The following is an 18927-nucleotide window of genomic DNA, read 5'->3' on the forward strand; positions in this document are numbered from 1 at the left end:
TGCTGTTACTTGATGACACTTCATCCCTGCATACTGCTGGTCGACGACAGTCCCGGCGAATGCGAACTCTTCGGTCGAGCCCTTGTCCAGGCCGGGGTCCAGGCCGAACTGGTGGTCACCGACGGCAACCGCTCCGCCATGAAATACCTCAACGATCACATCAACGGAGATGAGCCAACCCTCGTATTGCTTGATCTGAAACTGAGAGGAGAATTGGGACTGGATACCTTGCGGCAGATCAAACAAGACATCCGCTTTTTGCACATCCCGGTCGTCATCCTGACCAGCTCCGACGATGCTCGAGACCTGCAATCCTGTTATCGCGCCGGGGCCAATGGCTATGTGATCAAACCCAGCACCTTCGACGAATTGGTTCAGTGCACCGGAGATCTCTGCCGATACTGGATAAATCGAAACCGTACCCCTGACATAACGGAAGCCCGATGTTGACACGTGCTGCACTCAAAAACCCCTACGCCGTTTTCGCGCTCTGCATGATCGCCCTCATTCTCGGGGGCGTCTCCTATCAAAAGATGCGCATCGACATCTTCCCGGAGATCCGTCTTCCCTCGATCTTAGTCACCACTTTCTACCGCGGTATGAGTCCAAGCGAGATGGAAGGCGGCATCACGCTGAAGATGGAACAGCGGTTCGTCGAGGCCAGTTATGTGGAACATATCGAATCCCAGTCGCTGGCAGGAATGAGCTACATCAAGGTCTTCTTCCAGCCGGAGTATGGGATCGACAGCGCCCAGTCCGAGTTGACGAGTCTGGCCTACAGCATCATCCGGTTGCTGCCGCCCGGAGTTTACCCACCCTCTGTGTTCAAATTCGGCGTGTCGAGCCTGCCGATCGGCTACCTGTCGATCAACAGCGATACGCTCGGCCCAAAGGAAATCCGGGACCTCGCCTACTTTACGATACGACAACAGATTGCCACGATCCCCGGCGTCTCTTTCGGCCCACCATTGGGCGGTAAGGTCCGCCAAGTCACGATATTCCTCGACCAACAACGATTGCTGGCCCGCGGTATTTCCCCCTCGGAAGTGGTCAAGGCCATCAATGCCCAAAGTGCCATTATCCCCGCCGGCGACATCAAGATCGGAGACCTTGACTATTACGTGTACTCCAACAGCCTGATCGACGCGGTCGAGAAGATCAACGATATCCCCATCAAGGTCGTGAACGGCACCCCGGTACTGGTGCGCGATATCGGGACGGCGGCGGACAGCGCCGCCATCCAAACCTCCATCGTCCGCGTGAACGGCCGCGAGGCGACCTACATTCCGATCACCCGGCAAGAAGGTGCCAACACGCTCGAGGTCACGGACGGCATCCGCGCCAAACTGCCGCATCTCACGGAGATTCCCGCCGATACCGCGGTGAAGTTTCTCTACGACCAATCGCTGTATATCCGGCAGGCGATCGCGAATCTCCAAAAGGAAGGGTTGCTCGGAGCAGGACTGGCCGGCATCATGATCTTCCTATTCCTGCAAAGCGTGAAGGCTGCCCTGGTCGTCGGCCTGGCCATTCCCCTCTCGCTGACCGCGGCGCTTGTATGCCTGTACCTGACGGGACAGAGCGTGAACATCATGACCCTCGGAGGGTTGGCGCTCGTCATCGGCACCCTGCTCGACAACAACATCGTGGTGCAGGAAAACCTCCATCGCCACCTCGAGATGGGCAAGGATGGCCGGTCTGCGGCCGAGGATAGTGCGACCGAGCTGACCCTGCCGATCTTCGTGGCTACGGTCTGCATCCTGATTGTGTACCTGCCGATCATGTTTTTCACCGGCATCATCAAGTATCTCTTCGTCCCGATGGCCATGACCGTTGCCTTCGCCATGCTGGCGGACTACGTGGTATCGATGTCGGTCACACCAGTCATCTTGGCCCGGCTGTATCAGACGGGAAACGGAAAGTCTTCCCACGACGACTCCGCAGACGAAGGTTGGTTCAGATATGTGCTGGCGATCTATGAACCGACCCTCCGCACAGCCGTGCGGTTCAGGGCCCTGGTGGCCGTAGCTGCGTTGCTGGCCTTGATCGGCGTGGGAGCGCTATTCATCCCTCGGCTGCATACTGAGTTCTTTCCCAAAGTGGACGCGGGTAACTTCACCCTCCTCGTCAGCGCACCGGAGGGCTCGCGTATCGAAAAGACCTCCGCCATCGTGGGGCAGATCGAGCAATTGATCCACGACGTGATCCCCAAGGAAGACCTGGAAGAGGTCATTTCCAACACGGGCCTCTATTTTGGAGATGCCGCCCGGTTCGCACCCAACACCGGCAACCACACGGCCTTCGTGCTGGTGAACCTGGTGGGGGGCCATCACGGTAAGACGGATGACTACATCGCCGAGTTGAGGAAACAGTTACGCGCCTCGCTGCCCGGCGTCGAAATCGCGTTTCAGACCGGCGGCATCATCAGCGATGTCCTGAACTTCGGGCTCAAGGCGCCGATCGACATTCAGGTCAAGGGACCGAGCCTGGACGTGATCCGGCCCGTGGCCGAGCGCATCCAGCAACAGGTTGCCCAGGTGCCCAACACCGTCGACGTCCGTATCAAACAAGGGAAAAGCTATCCGGAGCTGCACATCGATGTCGATCGCACCAAAGCAGCCTATTACGGCATTACCCAAGACAAGGTGATTGTCGACGTCATTACGGGCATCAGCTCGAACATTGCGCTCTCGCCCAACTATTGGCTCGATCCCAAGACAGCCAACGGGTATTTCCTCCTGGCACAGTACCCGGAGCAATCGTTGACCAAGACGGAAGACTTACTCAACATCCCGATCATCGGGGCCCGGACCCCCTTGCTCCCGACGGCAAGTCTGACCAGCGGCATGGCCGGCTCTACCTTAGCCCTACAGAACACGCCGTTTGCCGGTCGGAACCTCGATCTGTCCGCTGGGTTTTATGCCTCGGGAGACGAACGCCGTGGTCCACCCGTGCTTCTGCGCGACGTGGCCAGCTTGCGGTTCAAGACAGGTCCCGACTCGGTCGACCACTACGATCTCTCCCGGCTGATCAACGTGCTGGTGACTCCGGTCGGCAATGATTTGGGGCGAGTGGCTAGAGATATCGAAAAGGTCCTCGCCGGCATCCACCTGCCGAAGGATGTGACCGTGCAGTTGCGCGGCGAAGTGGCCAACATGCGGAATGCCATTCAAAACTTCGCCCTGGCGCTCCCTCTGGCTGTACTCTTGATCTATCTCGTCATGGTCGGACTGTTCCGGTCGTTCGTCGATCCGACAATCATCCTCGTGGCGGTACCGCTCGGCTGGATCGGCACCGTCCTCATGCTGCAGCTGACCGATACCTCCGTAAACGTCGAATCGATGATCGGCACCCTGATGATGATGGGGATCGTGGTTTCGAACAGCATCTTACTGGTGGATTTCGCCAACCGCATGGTCTCACACGGTGCCTCGGCCGAACGAGCCGTACTCGAGGCGGGCAAGCGCCGCATTCGGCCGATTCTCATGACGGCGCTGGCCACGATCTTGGGACTGTTGCCGCTGGCCCTTGGATTCGGCGAAGGGAACGAAACGATGGTGCCGCTTGCCCGCGCGGTCGTCGGCGGCCTGGCGGTCAGTACGATCATGACGCTCGTGGTGGTGCCCGTCATGCATTGCATGGTCTTGCATCGTCGAGAAAGGCCGCCGATATCGGCGACGCCCGGTGCGACTGCGGAGGAGATTTGATGGACGACATACAGCCCCCACCATTCGATCGACGATCGGCTCAACCTTGGAAGGCCTTCGTGTGGATCGGCCTTGCTGCCTTTGCCGTCGGCTTTGGGCTCTATGTCTTTGTGCAGGAGACGCCTTCGCCGGAACATGGGCAACAGGCCAAAACCGCAACCGCCTCCACGGCGGAACATGATGCAGGGCCCGCGAAGCCTGAGATAGATCCGACGCCGGTCGATGTGCAGGTCACGAAACCCACCAGACGCGACCTCACGTACACGGTCACCCTTCCCGCCAATATCGCGCCGCTGTACCAGACGACGCTCTACGCGAAGGTGTCCGGGTATTTGAAATGGATCGGGCCGGACAAAGGCGACGTGGTGAAGAAAGATCAGGTCGTTGCGATCATCGATGCCCCGGAGGTCGAGGAGCAGTATCACCAAGCGCTGTCGGACTACAAAATCAAGAAGGTTACCTACGAGCGGCTCGCAAAGGTTTGGAATGAATCGCCGGACGTGATCGCCAAACAGGACGTCGATGTCGCCGAAGCGGCCTACCAGGGAGCCAAACACCTGATGGAACAGCGAGTCGTGATGCGCGACTACACAAAGGTTCGTGCCCCATACGATGGCATCATCACGGCGCGCTTTGCCGATCCCGGGGCCTTGATCCAAGTCGCCACATCCTCGGCCACCAGCGCGATTCCCCTCTTCACGATCATGGATCTCAATACGGTCCGCGTGTATACGAACGTGCCGCAAGACGACAGTCCCTGGATCGCGCCGGGAAAAACCAAATCCACGGTCACGGTCAAAGAACTTCCCGGACACTCGTTCTCAGGGACGGTCACCCGCTCCACGCTTGCGCTGGATCCCTCCACCCGCAGCCTCTTGGTCGAGATTGATCTCCCCAACGGGGACCACGCACTCCGCCCCGGCACCTTTGCGGAGGTCGGGCTGGGCCTCCGCGAAATCCCCCAAGCCTTAGTCCTCCCTCCGCAAGCGATCGTCGCTGGCCCCAAAGGCAAGTCGGTCTTCATCATCGACCAGGGCAAGGCCAAGTCCGTCGCAGTCCAAACCGGCATCACCGACGGTCGCTGGATGGAGATTACTTCGGGTTTAAACGGCGACGAGGACGTGGTCGTCGTGGGCAAGCGCAAACTGCTCGAAGGGGCTACCGTTCAAGCCTCCCCCTTCAAGCTCCCCGAGGCCAAGCCTTCGCAACAGAAATTCGAACGCAAATCACCGGGACCGCCGCCCTCGGCCCCACCCGGGAATGGAGCTCAATCATGACCGGCTCGAGAGGAGACACTATGCGCATCCCGACTCCACATCAGCTGTTTGCCGGCTTCGCCGTCCTCCTGTACAGCCTCGGCTCTTGGATCTCTTCCACGGCCGCAGAGAGCGCTTCTGCGCCTAGCCTCAACAACGGCGGATTTCTCAGCGTGCAGCAAGCCGTGGATCTGGCCATGAAGTACCATCCGTTCGTCGCCGAAGGGACGGCAAATTTGAAAGCCTCCCAGGCTCGAACGGAACAGGCTCGTTCGCTGTACTTCCCACAGGTCTACGCCAACGCCAACACCGTGGCCGGGGCGGGAGTGACGAACCCACGCTTCCTCATCGGAGGCGGCCTGCTGCGTGAGAATCAGACGACGTTTACGGGCGGCGTCATCGCCAACCAACGCGTGTACGACTTTGGGTACACCAGCAACCTGGTCGAGTCCAATCAGCTGGCGGCCCGGTCGGTGGAACAGGACGTGAACGCGCGGCGGGCCCTCGTGTTCGTGCAGGTCGAGCGGGCATATCTGACGAGTTTGAAACGCAAGCGCCTCGTCCAGATCGCCGAGGAAACCGTTCGGGAACGGGGACAGATCGCCGGACAAATCGAGACCCTGTACCGGCAACAGTTGAAATCCAAGCTGGATTTCGACTTGGCTCACGTCGAACTGGTGAACGCGCAATCCCTTTTGGTGAAAAGCCGTAACGATCTCAAGGCCAGCTTCGCGGATTTGAATCGAACGATGGGCATCGCCGGGGCGGAAGACTATGTGCTCGAAGACGTTTCCGTTGAGGTACGGCCGCCCCAAGCGCTCAATAACCTGATCAACCAGAGTCTGTCGCACCCGGAGGTCAAACGCGCCAGGGAACAAACCGCAGCCGCGGACGCCAAGTTGACCGCCGCAAAACGGCAGTATCTCCCGACGGTTTCGGCTATCGCGAGCGGCGGCACCTTCGATCCGTTTGACCCTCGGCAAAATCAGCAAACGGGCGGATGGTGGATGGCCGGAGCCATGGTCTCGATGCCGTTGTTCACCGGATTTCTGATCGAGAACCAGGTGGCTGAGGCCAGTGCGCAGCGAGAAGCCGCCTCCGCCGCCACCACGGGAATCGAGCAGGCCCTGACCCAGCAAGTCACCAACGCCTACCTGGATACGATCACCCTGGCCCAACAGATCAAGCTGGCGGAGGAGCAGGTCAAGACGGCGCAAGAGGCGCTGCAACTCTCGAAGCAGCGCTACAAATTGGGTCTCGGCACCGTCGTCGAAGTCACGCAGTCGGAAGTGGCGTTGACGGCCGCGCAAACCAGGCTGGCAGACACCCAATTCGACTACAAGATTGCGGAGGTCACGCTGGCCTACTCGGCTCGCGGTTATGACCCCGACCTCAAACCGCTGTTGATCAGGCACGATTCGACGGGCAAGGTGTCCGAAGGCCCTGCCGTATTGGAAGGCAGCTCAGAAAGAAAATACTAGGCAACCACGAGAGCGGCTGCAGGGGATATCGGCCGCGAGCAAAGAGATTTCAGACCGCCTGACCGGGAAACACCTTGGTGAGATCGATGACGAGTTCGTCTTTGGAGTTGGCCAGCAGCCAATCCCAGAAACTGGATTCCTGCTGGACGATGGCGGGATCGAAGTCAAAGTGGAGATCAAATCCCTTCGAGACTGTCGGGTTCATGGGATAACGACGGTCATAGATCATGCCGTAGGCCGGAATCCCGTACACGATCTGCCAATTCCCGACGATCACGTGGAGATCGGTCCCTTTCACATAGAACCCGCCTGATGTGATGACACGCTTCACCGACGTCTGCGGTTGACTCAGGTAAAAGGTCACCCGCTCGTTCTCCCTGGCCTGTGCCAACGCCTGAACCAAGTGCGGAACGAGCAGCTCGATCTCGTCGTCACGGAACACCGGCACCCGGCGGGCTTCGCCTTGCAGCCAGCGCTGCAGAGCCACACGGTGTTCCTGAACCGTGAACCCTCGCAACAACCGCCTCCATTGTTCCTGGGTGAACAACGCCGGGTGGGTGAGATAACTCGGCTGCCACTCCGGCAGGACCGTCGAATCCAACTCCAAGCGCACGAAGTTGACCGGGTCTTCATAGACCGTGCGCGAGGGCACCTGGGGAATGGCACAAGCCGTGGCAACGAGGCACAGCAGCGCGCTTCGAAAGACGCGAGACGCGAGACGCGAGACGGCCATCCGAACGGGCAATGAGTTCGCCTTCACGATCTTACGTCCCACCTTTCCCGTCTCACACTATTCGGCGACCGTCACCGTCATTTCCACACGCTCCAACGGATTGTCCCGACCGTCGCGCTTCGCGCTCACCACGCGATCAGCGACGTCCATGCCGCTTTCGACCTCGCCGAACACCGTGTATTGCCAGTCGAGGAAGTTCGCGGCGTTCACGCAAATGAAAAACTGTGAGCCGGCGCTGTCGGGATCGTTCGCACGCGCCATCGACAGCGTCCCCCGCTTGTGCGGCTTGCTGTTGAATTCGGCCTTGACCCGATGGCCCGGTCCGCCCATGCCGTGGGACGCCCGGTCGGCACTCTTGCTGTTGGGATCACCCCCCTGGATCATGAAACCAGGGATGACCCGATGAAAGGTCGTACCGTTATAGAATCCCTGCTTGGCCAACGTCGTGAAATTCTGCACATGATTGGGTGCCACCTCCGGGAAAAAACGGAGGACGATTTGTCCCCAGGGCTCCCCCTTCGATGTGATATTGATGATTGCCTTCGGTCCGTTGCCTTGTCCGCTCATGATCAGTCTTCTCCCTCCCGAATCAAAATTTGAAGGGGGCCACCGTGCCCCCTTCCAAGCCCTGGCTCATCGCCATCCATGACGCGCCATCGTCATCGCTCCGGAACACACCCGAACTCGTGCCGGCATACAACACACCCTTCTCCCCCTCGATGAACACCTGGATCGAGAGATTGCTGAGTCCCTTGTTCAGCGGCATCCATTGCTTTCCCTGGTTCTCGCTTTTGAAAATGCCACGGCCGGTTGCGACGTATACTCCCCGCTCATTGCTGATGACGCCGCGAATCGAATCGTTCGGCAGTGCCCGGCTGATCGGCAACCAACTCTTGCCGCCGTCGCCGCTGCGAAACACCCCGCCGTCGAATGTGCCGGCGAAGATGCCGTTTTCCTTCTTGTCCACCGTGAGGACTCGAATGAAGTTTTCCACCAGCCCTTCATGATCGCGAAGCCCCTGCCTGAGCCTCACCCATCCCGCCGGCTGCTCCTTCTCCTTGTACCGCATGACGCCCTTCCCGGACGTCCCGGCATAGAGGGCCCCATCGGGGGTACGGGCGAGGGCATGCACCAGAATATCGTCGAGACCGGTGGTCACCACCGTCCAGTTATCCTTGGCACTGTTCAGCACGTAGACGCCATCCCCGGTCCCGGCATAGAGTCCCTTGCCGTCCGCCATCAAGGCCTTGACTTCCAGGCGCTTCAAACCGCCATTGACTGCCTGCCAAGTTTTTCCGGCGTCACGGGAACGGAACACACCGCCGCGGAAAGTGCCGGCATAGACCGTTCCATCCTTGGCCGTGGTTAAACACAACACGAACAGATCAGTCAGACCGTCGTTGGCCGACACCCAGGTACGGCCGCGGTCGCTGCTCCGGAAAATTCCCATGCCGAACGACCCCGCGTAGACCGTCCCATCCAGAGTCGCTGTCAAGGCCTGGATGCTGGCGGTGCCACCTTCTATGGGTCCTCCCGGTGCCTGTTCGGGATGGCCCTGTTGAATGCCTGGCACATTTTGTATGGGGAAGGCCGTTGGTTCGACGGCCCAAAGTACGCCGCTCCACAGGGTCAGCGCGAGCACCGCAAGAACAACTGTGCGCGAAGCCATCACCACGCCCTACCTTTCTGGATCGATGTGTGAGGGATCAACGAACTCGATGTCCAGCTGTCTCAATCGGTATATCAGGATCGAGCGGCAAATTCACGCCCGAGGTGGGCCCCCCGCCGCGCCCGAAAATCTTGGCGCCCAAAATCCCGATCTCGTAGAGCACCATCAAGGGCACCGCCATGAGCAACATCGTAAACATGGTCGCGTCCGGTGTGACGATCGCCGACACGATCAGAGCCGCCATGATCGCGTGTTTTCGATAGGCGGCCAAGACGGTGGACGTCACGACTCCGACTCTGGCCAGGAGGGTCAGCACGAGCGGGAGCTCGAAGGCGCATCCGAAGATGAGCAGGAATTTCACGTTGAAGTCGATGTAAGTGCCCACCCCCAATGCCGGGGTAATATCGCGGTCCATACCGAAGCTGACGAAGAAGTCGATGACGAGAGGAAGAATTACGAGATTACAGAAAACGAGTCCGAGGCCGAACAGGAATCCCGCCAACAGAAACAGGGGAATCGCCCAGCGCTGCTCCTTGGGGAGCAGCGCTGGTTCGATGAACTTCCAGAAGTGGTAAAAAATAATCGGCAGGCTGAGCACGATGCCCGCCAGAAACGACACCTTGATCGAGGCGAAGAGCGCCTCGGTCGGTCCATAGAACACGAGTTGGTTCGGAAACGGCCGGTTGAGCCAGGCGACCATTTCGGCCGAATAGGCAAACGCGGCGGCGAACGCCGCGCAGAGCGTGACCGCGACGATGATCAGACGCCGTTTCAGCGTTTGGATATGTGTAGCAAGCGGGGCGAGCATCCCATTCCTTGATCACCGCACTGACTCTCCGCTGTTTCGAACAGCCTTCGTAACCGTCTCCCTCTGCGGGTCGGTCCACTGCGCCGAGAAGGTCGCTAGCGGAAGGTTCGAATCAGTTCGGCCATTCGGTCTTTCTTGGCCAGTTTTTCCTTTTGCAGTTGGCGCTTGGTCAGTTCTTCAGCCGGCGTCAGGACGTGACGCCGTTGCAGTTCCGCCAATTCAATGTCCAACTGGTGGTGAGTGGCTTCCAATTCGCGGAACTCCGTGTTGGATTGGCGCAACCGGTCTGCGATCGCTGTCTCCGTCAGCATGAGGCACCTCCTGGTTGAATGAATGAGCTAGATGGCGACGACCGTACTGCCTGGCGCTGTATGACTTCCCTGCCCCGCGAGGCAAGGCGCGTCCAGTCGTAAAGGAATCAAATCCATCAATACTGCATCTTCTTCCGGGCTGACATAGTATCGCACTCGCGTTGAGGTTTGACGGAAACCCACTTTCCGGTACAGGGCCTGGGCCTCCTGATTCGATGCACGAACTTCCAACATGGCTCTGGTCGCTCCCTTTGCCAACCCCATCCGCAGGGCTGCGCAGACCAGCTGCCTCGCCACTCCGCGGCGGCGAAACTCCGGTACCACGGCCAGGTTCATGAGCCGAAGCTCCTCGAACACGATCCAAAAACAGAAATACCCGGCGATGACCGCCGGTGTACTTGGGAAACCGACGGTACGCGCCACCAAAAAGTTCGCGAATGGATTGCCGGACAATTCGGCAGAGAGCATTTTGCGCGTCCAGGGGGAGGAGAAGCAAGCCTGTTCGATCACCAACAATTCATCCAGCATGTCCATCGTCGCCGGTTCGATGACGATCGCGGTGGGACCGGAATCCTGACCCGATTGAGCCTGTGTCATTGCTTCCGTTCCTTATGCGCGCGACGCGGACTCGGTCCCGCCTCGTCCGGCCTTGTATCGCCTGGGCTGCGTGAGCTTCTTCGCCACCCGCTCCCGCCGCCGTTCTGACGAGGACTGCCCCTGGCGCCGATCGAACTGAACCTCCGCCTCCGTCCGCTGCACGTAGCGCGGCGTGACGCCAGTTCCTGCGATCTCCTGCCGTTGGAAGCGACTCTCTGCCGCCTTTGCAACTGCCAAGGCCGAGGGGCGGTGGAGGTCCACTTCACGGACAGATACCGCCTTCGCCCCCATGAGGCACCTCGTTTCCGACCCGTACGCCAACCATCCATCTCCGTAGACCGTAACCTCCCCGGCTTCGAGCAGGGATTTTGCCAGCGATTCCAGTGGGCCAACCTGCTCTGCGCCCCAGGGTTTCAAGCCGCCTCCCGGCAACCATTCATATACAGCCCAATAGACCTCGTTCTTTCGACTCTTGAGCACGGGAACAACCAGTCCAGCACAATCTTTTCGCCGCCAGGCCATCCCCTCCAATGTCGGCACGAGTGCAACAGGAATCTCCAACACCGATCGGAAGCCGAGGACGGTCGCGAGTCCGACCCGCAGACCTGTGAACGACCCAGGGCCGATTGAGACGGCCAAGCCTCCAAGGTCCCGAAGACCGATACCTGCCTCTTTCAATGCGCGATCGATCGCCGGCATGAGCAGCCTGGTATGGGAGCCGTCGGCATCCTGCTCGACCAGGGCCAAGGTGCGTCCCTGCTCCGTGACGGCCACGCTCTGCCAGGATGTCGCCGTTTCAATGGTGAGCACTGTCATTGCCATCGCCTGCCCGCGTCTACACGTGACCGAGTTCGCCCGGTTTCATCGGCTCGTTGGAGATCAGTTCGAGAAACGTCACCTGCAACGTGCCGGATCCCTGACGGTCCTTCATGGAGATTTTGAACGGCCGGAGTACCCGTCTATCGATCGCACCAGCCGGTCTCACCTCGTCGCCATCCGGCCCGACCGCTCTATAGTCCTCGAACTGCATCGAGGCCTCCACCTCACCGGACGGCGAGAGACGCTCTTCCTCCACGACCAACAGACTCCGCCGCTCGAACCAAATGCGTCGACTGAGAACCGTTGCACTGCTGTCGGCCTGGTTGTGCGTCAGGACGTCCAGCCGATACCGGTCACCATCCTCGCTGAGCCGGACCGATTCGCCGGCCCCCACGGCTTGCGAACCGATCACTCCACCCATAGCCCATACACTCAATTGAAACGGCCTGGCCAAATTGCCCATACGCTCCGTCTGCGACGGCCGGCCCGACACTTCTCGTCCCATGGTCGGCAACCGCAACGTGAACTGGTCGTCGGCCTGCACGAACTCAAACAGTTCACTCCCGACGGAGGTGAATCCGCGCAATCGAATGGCCCCAGGCCGCTGGTAATGGACTGTTCCTTGAATACGTTGGCCAATCGGCAGAATTCCGCCGGTAATCTTCGCGCTAAACAACCCCTTGATCGTTTGAACTGCATCCGCCTGCTCCTGCAACAAAGCCGCGAGTTGTTCGGCCGTCGCCTGCTTCAAAGGCGACAGTTCCTCCCCTGTAAACAGAGCGCAGCCGGGGAGCAGGGTCAAGGCGAAACAGAATAGAGCACAGACGAACCTATTAAACAGACGAGCCCCTTTCACAACATCCTCGTCACGTATACCTTCAGGCCAGCACGACATCCAGCGCCTCTCCCACTTCATGGATCCCGATGAGTTCGATGCCGTCTACCGGCTCGAGCTTGGCGACGTTCCGATCCGGCAAGAGACAGCGTTTGAACCCCATCTTGGCTGCCTCACGGATCCTGACCTCCGCCTGGCTGATGGCCCGCACTTCTCCACCCAGTCCAACCTCCCCCATCACCAGCGTCGTAAAATCGATGGGGGTTTCTCTGAGACTCGAGGTCACCGCTGCGACGATCCCAAGATCGATCGCCGGTTCGTCGATATGGATCCCGCCTACGACGTTCACATACACGTCTTGTCCGGACAGGTGCAGGCCCAGTCGCTTTTCCATGACCGCCAACAACAGGGTCAGCCGATTGAGTTCCACGCCGTTCGTCATACGCTTGGGCATGGCGTAGCTGGTTTGGGACACCAACGCCTGCAATTCGACCAGAATCGGTCTCGTACCTTCGAGACTCGACACGACGACCGAACCGGTACTGCGTTGCGGCCGTTCCGCCAGAAACAGCTCGGAGGGGTTCACGACTTCCTCGAGTCCTCCCTCCTTCATTTCGAAGACGCCGATCTCGTTCGTCGAGCCGAACCGGTTCTTGACTGCGCGCAGGATCCGGTAGCTGTGGCTCTTATCACCCTCAAAGTAGAGCACCGTGTCGACGATATGCTCGAGGAGCCTCGGGCCCGCAATCGCGCCCTCCTTGGTGACATGGCCGATGATGAAGACCGGCACTCCCGTCCGCTTCGCAAAATACATGAGCTGCCCGGCCACTTCTTGTACCTGGCTGATGCTGCCCGGCGCCGAGGTGAGCTGCTCAGTATAGACGGTTTGGATGGAGTCGATGACGACGGCCGCCGGCTGAATCTCCTGCATCGCCTTGATGATCTGTTCGAACGAGGTTTCGCCTAAGATCAAGAGATGCCGATCGCCGATACCGAGTCGTTCCCCGCGCATCTTGATCTGGCGGGGAGATTCTTCGCCGGAGACATACAGCACCTGTTCGCCTGACGAGGCGAGGCGGGGCAATGCCTGCAGTAGGAGCGTAGTCTTCCCAATCCCGGGATCACCGCCGATCAACATAACAGAGCCCGGCACAACCCCGCCGCCCAACACGCGGTCGAATTCCACCAAGCCGGTCCCGCGACGAGCTTCGCCCACCACTTCAATGTCGGAAATCGGCGTGGCTGAGGCATGCCCAGCCTTTACGAGGGATTGTCGGCCCTTCGGGGCGGAAGGTTGCCGTTCCTCCTTGAAGGTGTTCCAACCTCCACAGTCGGGACAGCGTCCGAGCCAGCGCGGGGCCTGATGCCCGCAGGATTGGCAGTGAAAACTCGTCTTGGCCCGCATCCGCCGAAGCCTCAAATTCGATGCATTGGCAATGGGTCCATCTTAATGGAAGGCCCCCCGTAAAAGGAAGGTACACCGGATGAACCAAGTGAGGCTATTTGCAAGGCGGTGAGTGTCAAAACCTGGTGGAGTTCAGCGGGGTTCGTGGTAATGGATCTCGCGGGACCGTGCCTGAGTCCGAAACAATTGAGGCGTTCCGCCCTGGGCCTTCCACCACATCATCGTCTCTTTGGTCCAATTGCCGGCCTGGTCGTATTCATATCGATACTCCTTCCGCTCCGTCAGCTTGCCGTTCGAATCGAACACCCGTTCTTCGATCTGACTTCCCCGATCGTCATAGGTAAACTCTGAACGGGTTTGCAGATGCCCGGTCAGGTCCGTCACCCGCTTTTCGCGTACATGTCCCTGCTCGTTATAATCGGAAAGGACCTCATACCCAAACTCGAAGAGTGCCGAGGTGACCAGCGGAGCGCCGGCGCTGTCGTACCGGTAATTCCTGGACAAAATCTCTCGCACCAACCTTCCACGGTCGTCGTACAGATAGCGGTTGCGATTGATGATATGCGGCGCATTGTAGTGCAGCCCCAATGAGCGGCGGCTGTTGGAATCAAATGCATAGAACGACGCATCGTCGAACGTGCCATCCGCCCAGGCGGCGACCTCCGCTACGCGGTTGCCCCGTTCGTCATAACCCGCCCTGGTCTCCTTGACCAACTCACCACGGCCATCCCACACCTTTTCGGACAACCGTTGACCCGCCTGGCCATACTCATACTCAAATCGCAGCGGCCAGAGACCGCGTGAGGTCTCGATGCCTTCTTGTACCCGACCGACCACGCGGCCGTCTCGGTCGTAGCGATCGGTCTGGTTGAGAAAGGTCTCGTGAGTCACGACAAGAGACACATTCCCTACCAGCCCATCGTCATCACGGTCGGTTTGCTCGCGAGCGAATAGAGTGGGAGACCAGGCCGGGCTCAATAGAACTAAGGCACAAGCAAGTGCTGCCGCGACAACCGGCCGCAACGTATGAGAGCAGGATGGTCGAGTAGACGGCCAGCGGAGAATCGCCGGAAGGCGCGCCGCACCCCTCCAGACCTGCCGGGGGAACGGCCGCGCGCGCTGGCTATTCCACCGAGGCCAACGAACCGAGGATATGATAGCCCCCATCGACGTAGATCACCTCCCCGGTGATCCCCCGCCCGAGCGGACTGACGAGGAACATTGCCGTGTCGCCCACTTCGCCCTGTTCAGTGGCCCGACGAAGCGGCGCGAACTCCCGGTGATGGTCGACCATCTTACTGATTCCGGATACACCGCGCGCGGCCAAGGTCTTGATCGGCCCGGCGGACACGGCATTGACGCGGATGTTCTTTGGACCAAGATCATGGGCCAAATACCGAACCGTCGCTTCTAGGGCAGCCTTGGCGACGCCCATCACATTATAGTGCGGCACCACCCGCTCGCTCCCGAGGTAGGTCAGAGTGACCACCGATCCCCCCTCCGTCATGAGGGGTACGGCGGCTCGCGTGACTGCCACGAGTGAATAGGCACTGACATCGAGCGCAGTTGCAAAACCTTGGCGAGTCGTGTTGACAAACTGTCCCGTCAGTTCCTCGCGCGGCGCGAAGGCCACCGAATGCACGAGAAAATCGATCCGGCCCAACTTCTGGCCGGCGTCTTTCATCAACATTTCGATCTGTCCGTCATCCCCGACGTCGCAAGCACAGGCCGACGCACCGGGCAACGTCGCCACCAACTCCTGGACGTTTTCACGGAGCCGCTCATTTTGGTAGTTGAACATCAATTGGGCGCCTTCGCGCGCGGCGGACTGCGCAATCGCCCAGGCGATGCTGTGTTTGTTCGCGACCCCGATGATCAGTCCTTTTTTTCCCTGAAGCAACATGACGTCGTCTACTCCTTCACCTGATACGTGACTTCACATCTCCGTACGGCGCCCACCATAGCATGATTCGGGATGTGAAGGAATCGCTTCCCAGTACGACCGGCTTACAGCCGTTTCCGTACATCCTTCCAGTCTTTCGCCACCTTCGCTTTGCGAGGCGCCTCTCCTTTTGCCGGTTCCGGCACCAGCACGACCTCGAGACGCCGCTCCAGAAAGGCTTCGGCAAACGCACGAGTTCCCCCCACTCCTGATTTCAATGTGGTCCATCCCTCTTGCTTGAAGCGATCAATCACCGCTCCGACTCCGGCCGATCCAGCAGCCGAACTCAGCAGGTACCCGAGCGGAAACTTATGGTCCATTAGCCATCGCTGCACAGGCTCTAGCGAATGAAATTCGGCGGCAGCCCGCTCACCGGGGATCAAGTAGACAACGTTATAGTAATACTGAGTCAGCTTGGCCAACTCGTCCGCCGCCTCTGGAAAGGGTCTTGGAAGCGGCTGCCCCGGCGATAGGATAGCTGGAACCACACCCTCGCTCCGTTCCATCAGGGCCGCCAGTTCGACGAGTAAAATGGGGCGGCGGCGTTCCCACACAAACACATGCCCTTCTGCCTTCGCCGCCTCCACACGCGGGGAAGCATTGACTGACACAGACATTCCATTTTGTCCGCGCAAGTGGGGAATGTACTCGAAGTACGCCCGCCCGTCTCCGCCGGTCATGGCAGTGGCGACCGGCTTCCCGTCCACTTCGAGCTGCAGCGGCTCTCCGCCCAAGGGTGTCTCGGCCAACATCCCTTTTTGCACCAACCGCGCTTCGATTCGTACGGGCTGATTCGGCGAGGTCAGGCCATCGCGCAACGTAAGCACCCCGCTGAGTTTGTCCCCCGCCGATAGCGCGGAGCCCCACCCCAGCAGGATGAGCAGTATGAATGCGCTCCGGAGACACGCCAGGAACCGAGGTCCAGCGCTCCCCTCAATCCATCCCCGATGGTCCACAGCCGCCTCCGTTTGCCAGTTTGCTAGTCGAGGAGACCGCGGTTTCTATTCACGGTGAGATACGCGTCGCACATGCAAAAGAATACCAGCCCAACCAACGGGACGAGTGCGGCGGCATGGACAAATCGCCAGAGCAGGATGAGGACGAGACCGGCCAGCAGAAAAGGTCCGCCTCGTTTTTCACCGATATAGAGATGCCCGAGGCCTGGAAGGAGAGAGAGGGCTGCCGCACGGTAGGCATGAGAGGTTTTCTCGAGGGGATCCATATCCAATTGGCGCTGCGGTATTCCCGCAGTGACGCAGAGCAGCTTAACCTTTTAACGCGGCCAGCACTTCGTCCGCATGCCCATCCACCTTGACCTTGCGGAAAATGGCCTTGAGCCGCCCATCCTGGCCGATCACGAACGTGCTTCGCTCAATCCCCCAATACTTCTTGCCGTACATGCTCTTCAGCTTCCAGACGTCATAGTCTTTGGCGGCCGTTTTCTCTTCATCGCTCAATAGTGCGAAGGGCAGACCGAACTTAGCAATGAACTTCTGATGAGACGCCGCGCCATCAGGGCTGACGCCTAGGACAACAGCCCCGGTTTTCTTGATCTGCGCCTGCGAATCGCGAAAATCACAGGCCTCCTTGGTGCAACCGGGGGTATCGTCTTTCGGATAGAAATACAAAACGACCTGCTTACCTTTCAGGCTTTTCAGTGAAACCGCTTTTCCATCCTGATCGGGCAACGAAAAATCCGGCGCCTTGCCGCCGACTTCCAATTCACTCGCCATATTCCCGACTCCTCTATCCCGTCCTCGCGACGTCAGCGCGGGCCGCTTCCAATCGTTGGTCTGGTGGTGCCATAGGGATGTTCCCTGGGAGGTCCTTTGGGCGCTTCGGGGTTCCCGAAGGGCCGCAACGCAGGTGAATCCCAAATGATCTTGTCGCCGGGTGCCAAATTCGCCGCCTCGATGAACTGTTGATGCGCGACCGCCGTTTCGCCAAGCGCATTCAACGCCAAGGCGTAATTGTAGTGGGCCTGGCCGGAGTCGGGCGCCGACTTGAGCGCCTGTCCGAAATAATTCTTGGCATCGGCAAATTGTGCGCCTTGGTATGCCTCAGTGCCTTGGGCCGTCAACGCGATAGCCTGAGCGGTCGCTCCCATACCGAGCTGCAACGGTACGAGTGGTTTCGGCTTCGATTTCGCGCAGGCCGCGAACGATACGAGGAGCAGCCCCACGGCAAGCCATGTCGTCAATCGCATGATCGCACCTCTTGATCCGATGGTCGTCTCACGGTTTCGCCCGCTTCTTTTGTTCTTCCTCAACGGTCTTTCTGTACAAGACTTCCCACTCAGCACTCCCTTCCACGATCGGCCTGGAATAGGACGCAAGCTTGGCGCGCACCCTCTTGTCGATATCAACCTCCAGGGCGAGTTCGGCGGCCACCACACGCTTGATCTCGCGCAGGACCTTGCCGTCATCCTCCTTGAGCCGGCACAGTGCACTCTTTTTGAGGGTCCCCAAGATGAGGTGCGAGAGGTGACTCGCTTTGTCGTCGCTGATCATCAGATGATGAGCCCCCGGTCGCGCACCAGCTTTTGTTTGATCATCGTGAACATCTTCTGGTAGTCCACTTGCCCCTCTTCGATCTGGCGTTCGTATTGCTTCATCATCTGGCGAATCTCGGCATTCAGGCGATCCTCCAAGGACAATTCTTCTGTCATCGTGTGCTCGAGAGCCTCACGCAACGCCTTGCGGTCTCCCGTGACCTCCAGAAAGTCGAGCGCCTGTAAGCGAGCGATCAAGGACTCCGCCATATGATGAACCCGTTCTTTCGCCAACCTCATGCGCCTACCTCGTATGCGGCCTGTGAGATATGATCGGCGTTACGTGACGGGCGAACCAGGAGCGGGCTCGATCGGCTCGACACGAATGCTGGCGGCCGCCATCACCTGCCGAAGCACCGACGCATCGCCGACCACTCGACCGATGACATTCACACGATCAGCTGGAACGGGATCGGCCCCCATGCTCATGGGTGTGCGGCCGAAAAAAATCGCCAAAACCTGCCCGGCTCCCCAAAAAGCCACATCCCCAACCTTCACCTGGGTGGTGGCAGTTTCCCGATGGTCCTTAACTCCGGGAACTTTGAAATAGAACTCTTCCCCCCACACATTCAATGGACCCTCGGCAGGCAAGGCGCGATAGACTTCTTGTGCCGTCCGATTGCCCTTGAGTTCCGCTTCGATTTGAACCCCACCCACGCGGATGCGGATACGTTTTCCCTGGCCGTTCGTCATCATAGTCCCGCCATTCGCTCTCAAAATGACATGAAAAGACCTGGTGCGGTGAGAACGCTGAAAATCCGCGCCAGCAGCGGACTCTAACTTGTTTATCCCTTGAAATCAAGGCTACAATCC

The 18927-nt window shown here is 59.4% G+C and carries 22 protein-coding genes; 4 read left to right on the forward strand and 18 right to left on the reverse strand.

Annotation, left to right across the window (positions count from 1 at the left end):
* The first annotated feature begins 12 nt into the window (after positions 1-12).
* Genes KF814_03770 through KF814_03785 form a run of 4 tightly spaced genes read left to right on the forward strand, consistent with a single transcriptional unit; the run spans position 13 to position 6444 of the window.
* On the forward strand, positions 13-450 hold the full coding sequence (locus KF814_03770; GenBank protein MBX3235248.1) for a response regulator: 438 nt from the start codon (positions 13-15) through the stop codon (positions 448-450).
* Positions 444-3707, forward strand: coding sequence for an efflux RND transporter permease subunit (locus KF814_03775; protein MBX3235249.1), 3264 nt, complete (start codon positions 444-446; stop codon positions 3705-3707). The genes KF814_03770 and KF814_03775 overlap by 7 nt, the downstream gene beginning before the upstream one ends.
* The gene (locus KF814_03780) at positions 3707-4984 is read left to right on the forward strand and encodes an efflux RND transporter periplasmic adaptor subunit (protein MBX3235250.1); all 1278 of its coding nucleotides are present in this window, start codon (positions 3707-3709) and stop codon (positions 4982-4984) included. The genes KF814_03775 and KF814_03780 overlap by 1 nt, the downstream gene beginning before the upstream one ends.
* Positions 4981-6444, forward strand: a complete 1464-nt coding sequence (locus tag KF814_03785) for a TolC family protein (protein MBX3235251.1) — start codon at positions 4981-4983, stop codon at positions 6442-6444. Before KF814_03780 ends, KF814_03785 begins: the two co-directional genes overlap by 4 nt.
* A gap of 49 nt (positions 6445-6493) precedes the next feature.
* Here the strand turns inward: KF814_03785 and KF814_03790 are convergent, their stop codons facing one another.
* From KF814_03790 to KF814_03875, 18 genes are all read right to left on the reverse strand, one after another.
* Positions 6494-7219 carry a hypothetical protein gene (locus tag KF814_03790; protein MBX3235252.1) on the reverse strand — a complete coding sequence of 242 codons (726 nt, stop codon included), beginning with the start codon at positions 7217-7219 and terminating at the stop codon, positions 6494-6496.
* Positions 7220-7234: 15 nt separating this feature from the next.
* The gene (locus KF814_03795) at positions 7235-7744 is read right to left on the reverse strand and encodes a peptidylprolyl isomerase (protein MBX3235253.1); all 510 of its coding nucleotides are present in this window, start codon (positions 7742-7744) and stop codon (positions 7235-7237) included.
* A 22-nt stretch (positions 7745-7766) separates the two neighbouring features.
* Positions 7767-8846 (reverse strand): hypothetical protein, encoded by a 1080-nt coding sequence (locus KF814_03800; protein ID MBX3235254.1) that lies wholly within the window; start codon positions 8844-8846, stop codon positions 7767-7769.
* A 37-nt stretch (positions 8847-8883) separates the two neighbouring features.
* Positions 8884-9654, reverse strand: coding sequence for a twin-arginine translocase subunit TatC (gene tatC / locus KF814_03805; protein ID MBX3235255.1), 771 nt, complete (start codon positions 9652-9654; stop codon positions 8884-8886).
* 95 nt (positions 9655-9749) lie between these two features.
* The gene (locus KF814_03810) at positions 9750-9965 is read right to left on the reverse strand and encodes a YdcH family protein (protein ID MBX3235256.1); all 216 of its coding nucleotides are present in this window, start codon (positions 9963-9965) and stop codon (positions 9750-9752) included.
* 27 nt (positions 9966-9992) lie between these two features.
* Positions 9993-10562 (reverse strand): ribosomal protein S18-alanine N-acetyltransferase, encoded by a 570-nt coding sequence (rimI, locus tag KF814_03815; protein ID MBX3235257.1) that lies wholly within the window; start codon positions 10560-10562, stop codon positions 9993-9995.
* Between the two features lie 12 nt (positions 10563-10574).
* A complete protein-coding gene (tsaB, locus tag KF814_03820) occupies positions 10575-11384 on the reverse strand; it encodes a tRNA (adenosine(37)-N6)-threonylcarbamoyltransferase complex dimerization subunit type 1 TsaB (GenBank protein ID MBX3235258.1) in 810 nt (269 codons plus the stop codon).
* Between the two features lie 13 nt (positions 11385-11397).
* Positions 11398-12237 carry a hypothetical protein gene (locus KF814_03825; GenBank protein MBX3235259.1) on the reverse strand — a complete coding sequence of 280 codons (840 nt, stop codon included), beginning with the start codon at positions 12235-12237 and terminating at the stop codon, positions 11398-11400.
* Positions 12238-12259: 22 nt separating this feature from the next.
* Positions 12260-13621, reverse strand: a complete 1362-nt coding sequence (gene radA, locus KF814_03830; protein ID MBX3235260.1) for a DNA repair protein RadA — start codon at positions 13619-13621, stop codon at positions 12260-12262.
* 132 nt (positions 13622-13753) lie between these two features.
* Positions 13754-14512, reverse strand: coding sequence for a hypothetical protein (locus tag KF814_03835; protein MBX3235261.1), 759 nt, complete (start codon positions 14510-14512; stop codon positions 13754-13756).
* Positions 14513-14744: 232 nt separating this feature from the next.
* Positions 14745-15524: an enoyl-ACP reductase gene (locus KF814_03840; GenBank protein ID MBX3235262.1), complete on the reverse strand. Its 780-nt coding sequence runs from the start codon at positions 15522-15524 to the stop codon at positions 14745-14747.
* Positions 15525-15628: 104 nt separating this feature from the next.
* Positions 15629-16519, reverse strand: a complete 891-nt coding sequence (locus tag KF814_03845; protein MBX3235263.1) for a hypothetical protein — start codon at positions 16517-16519, stop codon at positions 15629-15631.
* A gap of 23 nt (positions 16520-16542) precedes the next feature.
* On the reverse strand, positions 16543-16785 hold the full coding sequence (locus tag KF814_03850) for a hypothetical protein (GenBank protein ID MBX3235264.1): 243 nt from the start codon (positions 16783-16785) through the stop codon (positions 16543-16545).
* A 43-nt stretch (positions 16786-16828) separates the two neighbouring features.
* Positions 16829-17296 (reverse strand): thioredoxin-dependent thiol peroxidase, encoded by a 468-nt coding sequence (gene bcp, locus KF814_03855; GenBank protein MBX3235265.1) that lies wholly within the window; start codon positions 17294-17296, stop codon positions 16829-16831.
* A gap of 32 nt (positions 17297-17328) precedes the next feature.
* Complete coding sequence (locus tag KF814_03860; GenBank protein MBX3235266.1) at positions 17329-17769, reverse strand: tetratricopeptide repeat protein; 441 nt, start codon at positions 17767-17769, stop codon at positions 17329-17331.
* Between the two features lie 28 nt (positions 17770-17797).
* On the reverse strand, positions 17798-18073 hold the full coding sequence (locus KF814_03865) for a DUF507 family protein (protein ID MBX3235267.1): 276 nt from the start codon (positions 18071-18073) through the stop codon (positions 17798-17800).
* A complete protein-coding gene (locus KF814_03870; GenBank protein ID MBX3235268.1) occupies positions 18073-18354 on the reverse strand; it encodes a DUF507 family protein in 282 nt (93 codons plus the stop codon). The genes KF814_03865 and KF814_03870 overlap by 1 nt, the downstream gene beginning before the upstream one ends.
* A gap of 39 nt (positions 18355-18393) precedes the next feature.
* A complete protein-coding gene (locus KF814_03875) occupies positions 18394-18810 on the reverse strand; it encodes a hypothetical protein (protein MBX3235269.1) in 417 nt (138 codons plus the stop codon).
* Between the last annotated feature and the right edge of the window lie 117 nt (positions 18811-18927).

The organism is Nitrospiraceae bacterium, from assembly GCA_019637075.1.
Lineage (GTDB): Bacteria > Nitrospirota > Nitrospiria > Nitrospirales > Nitrospiraceae > JAHBWI01.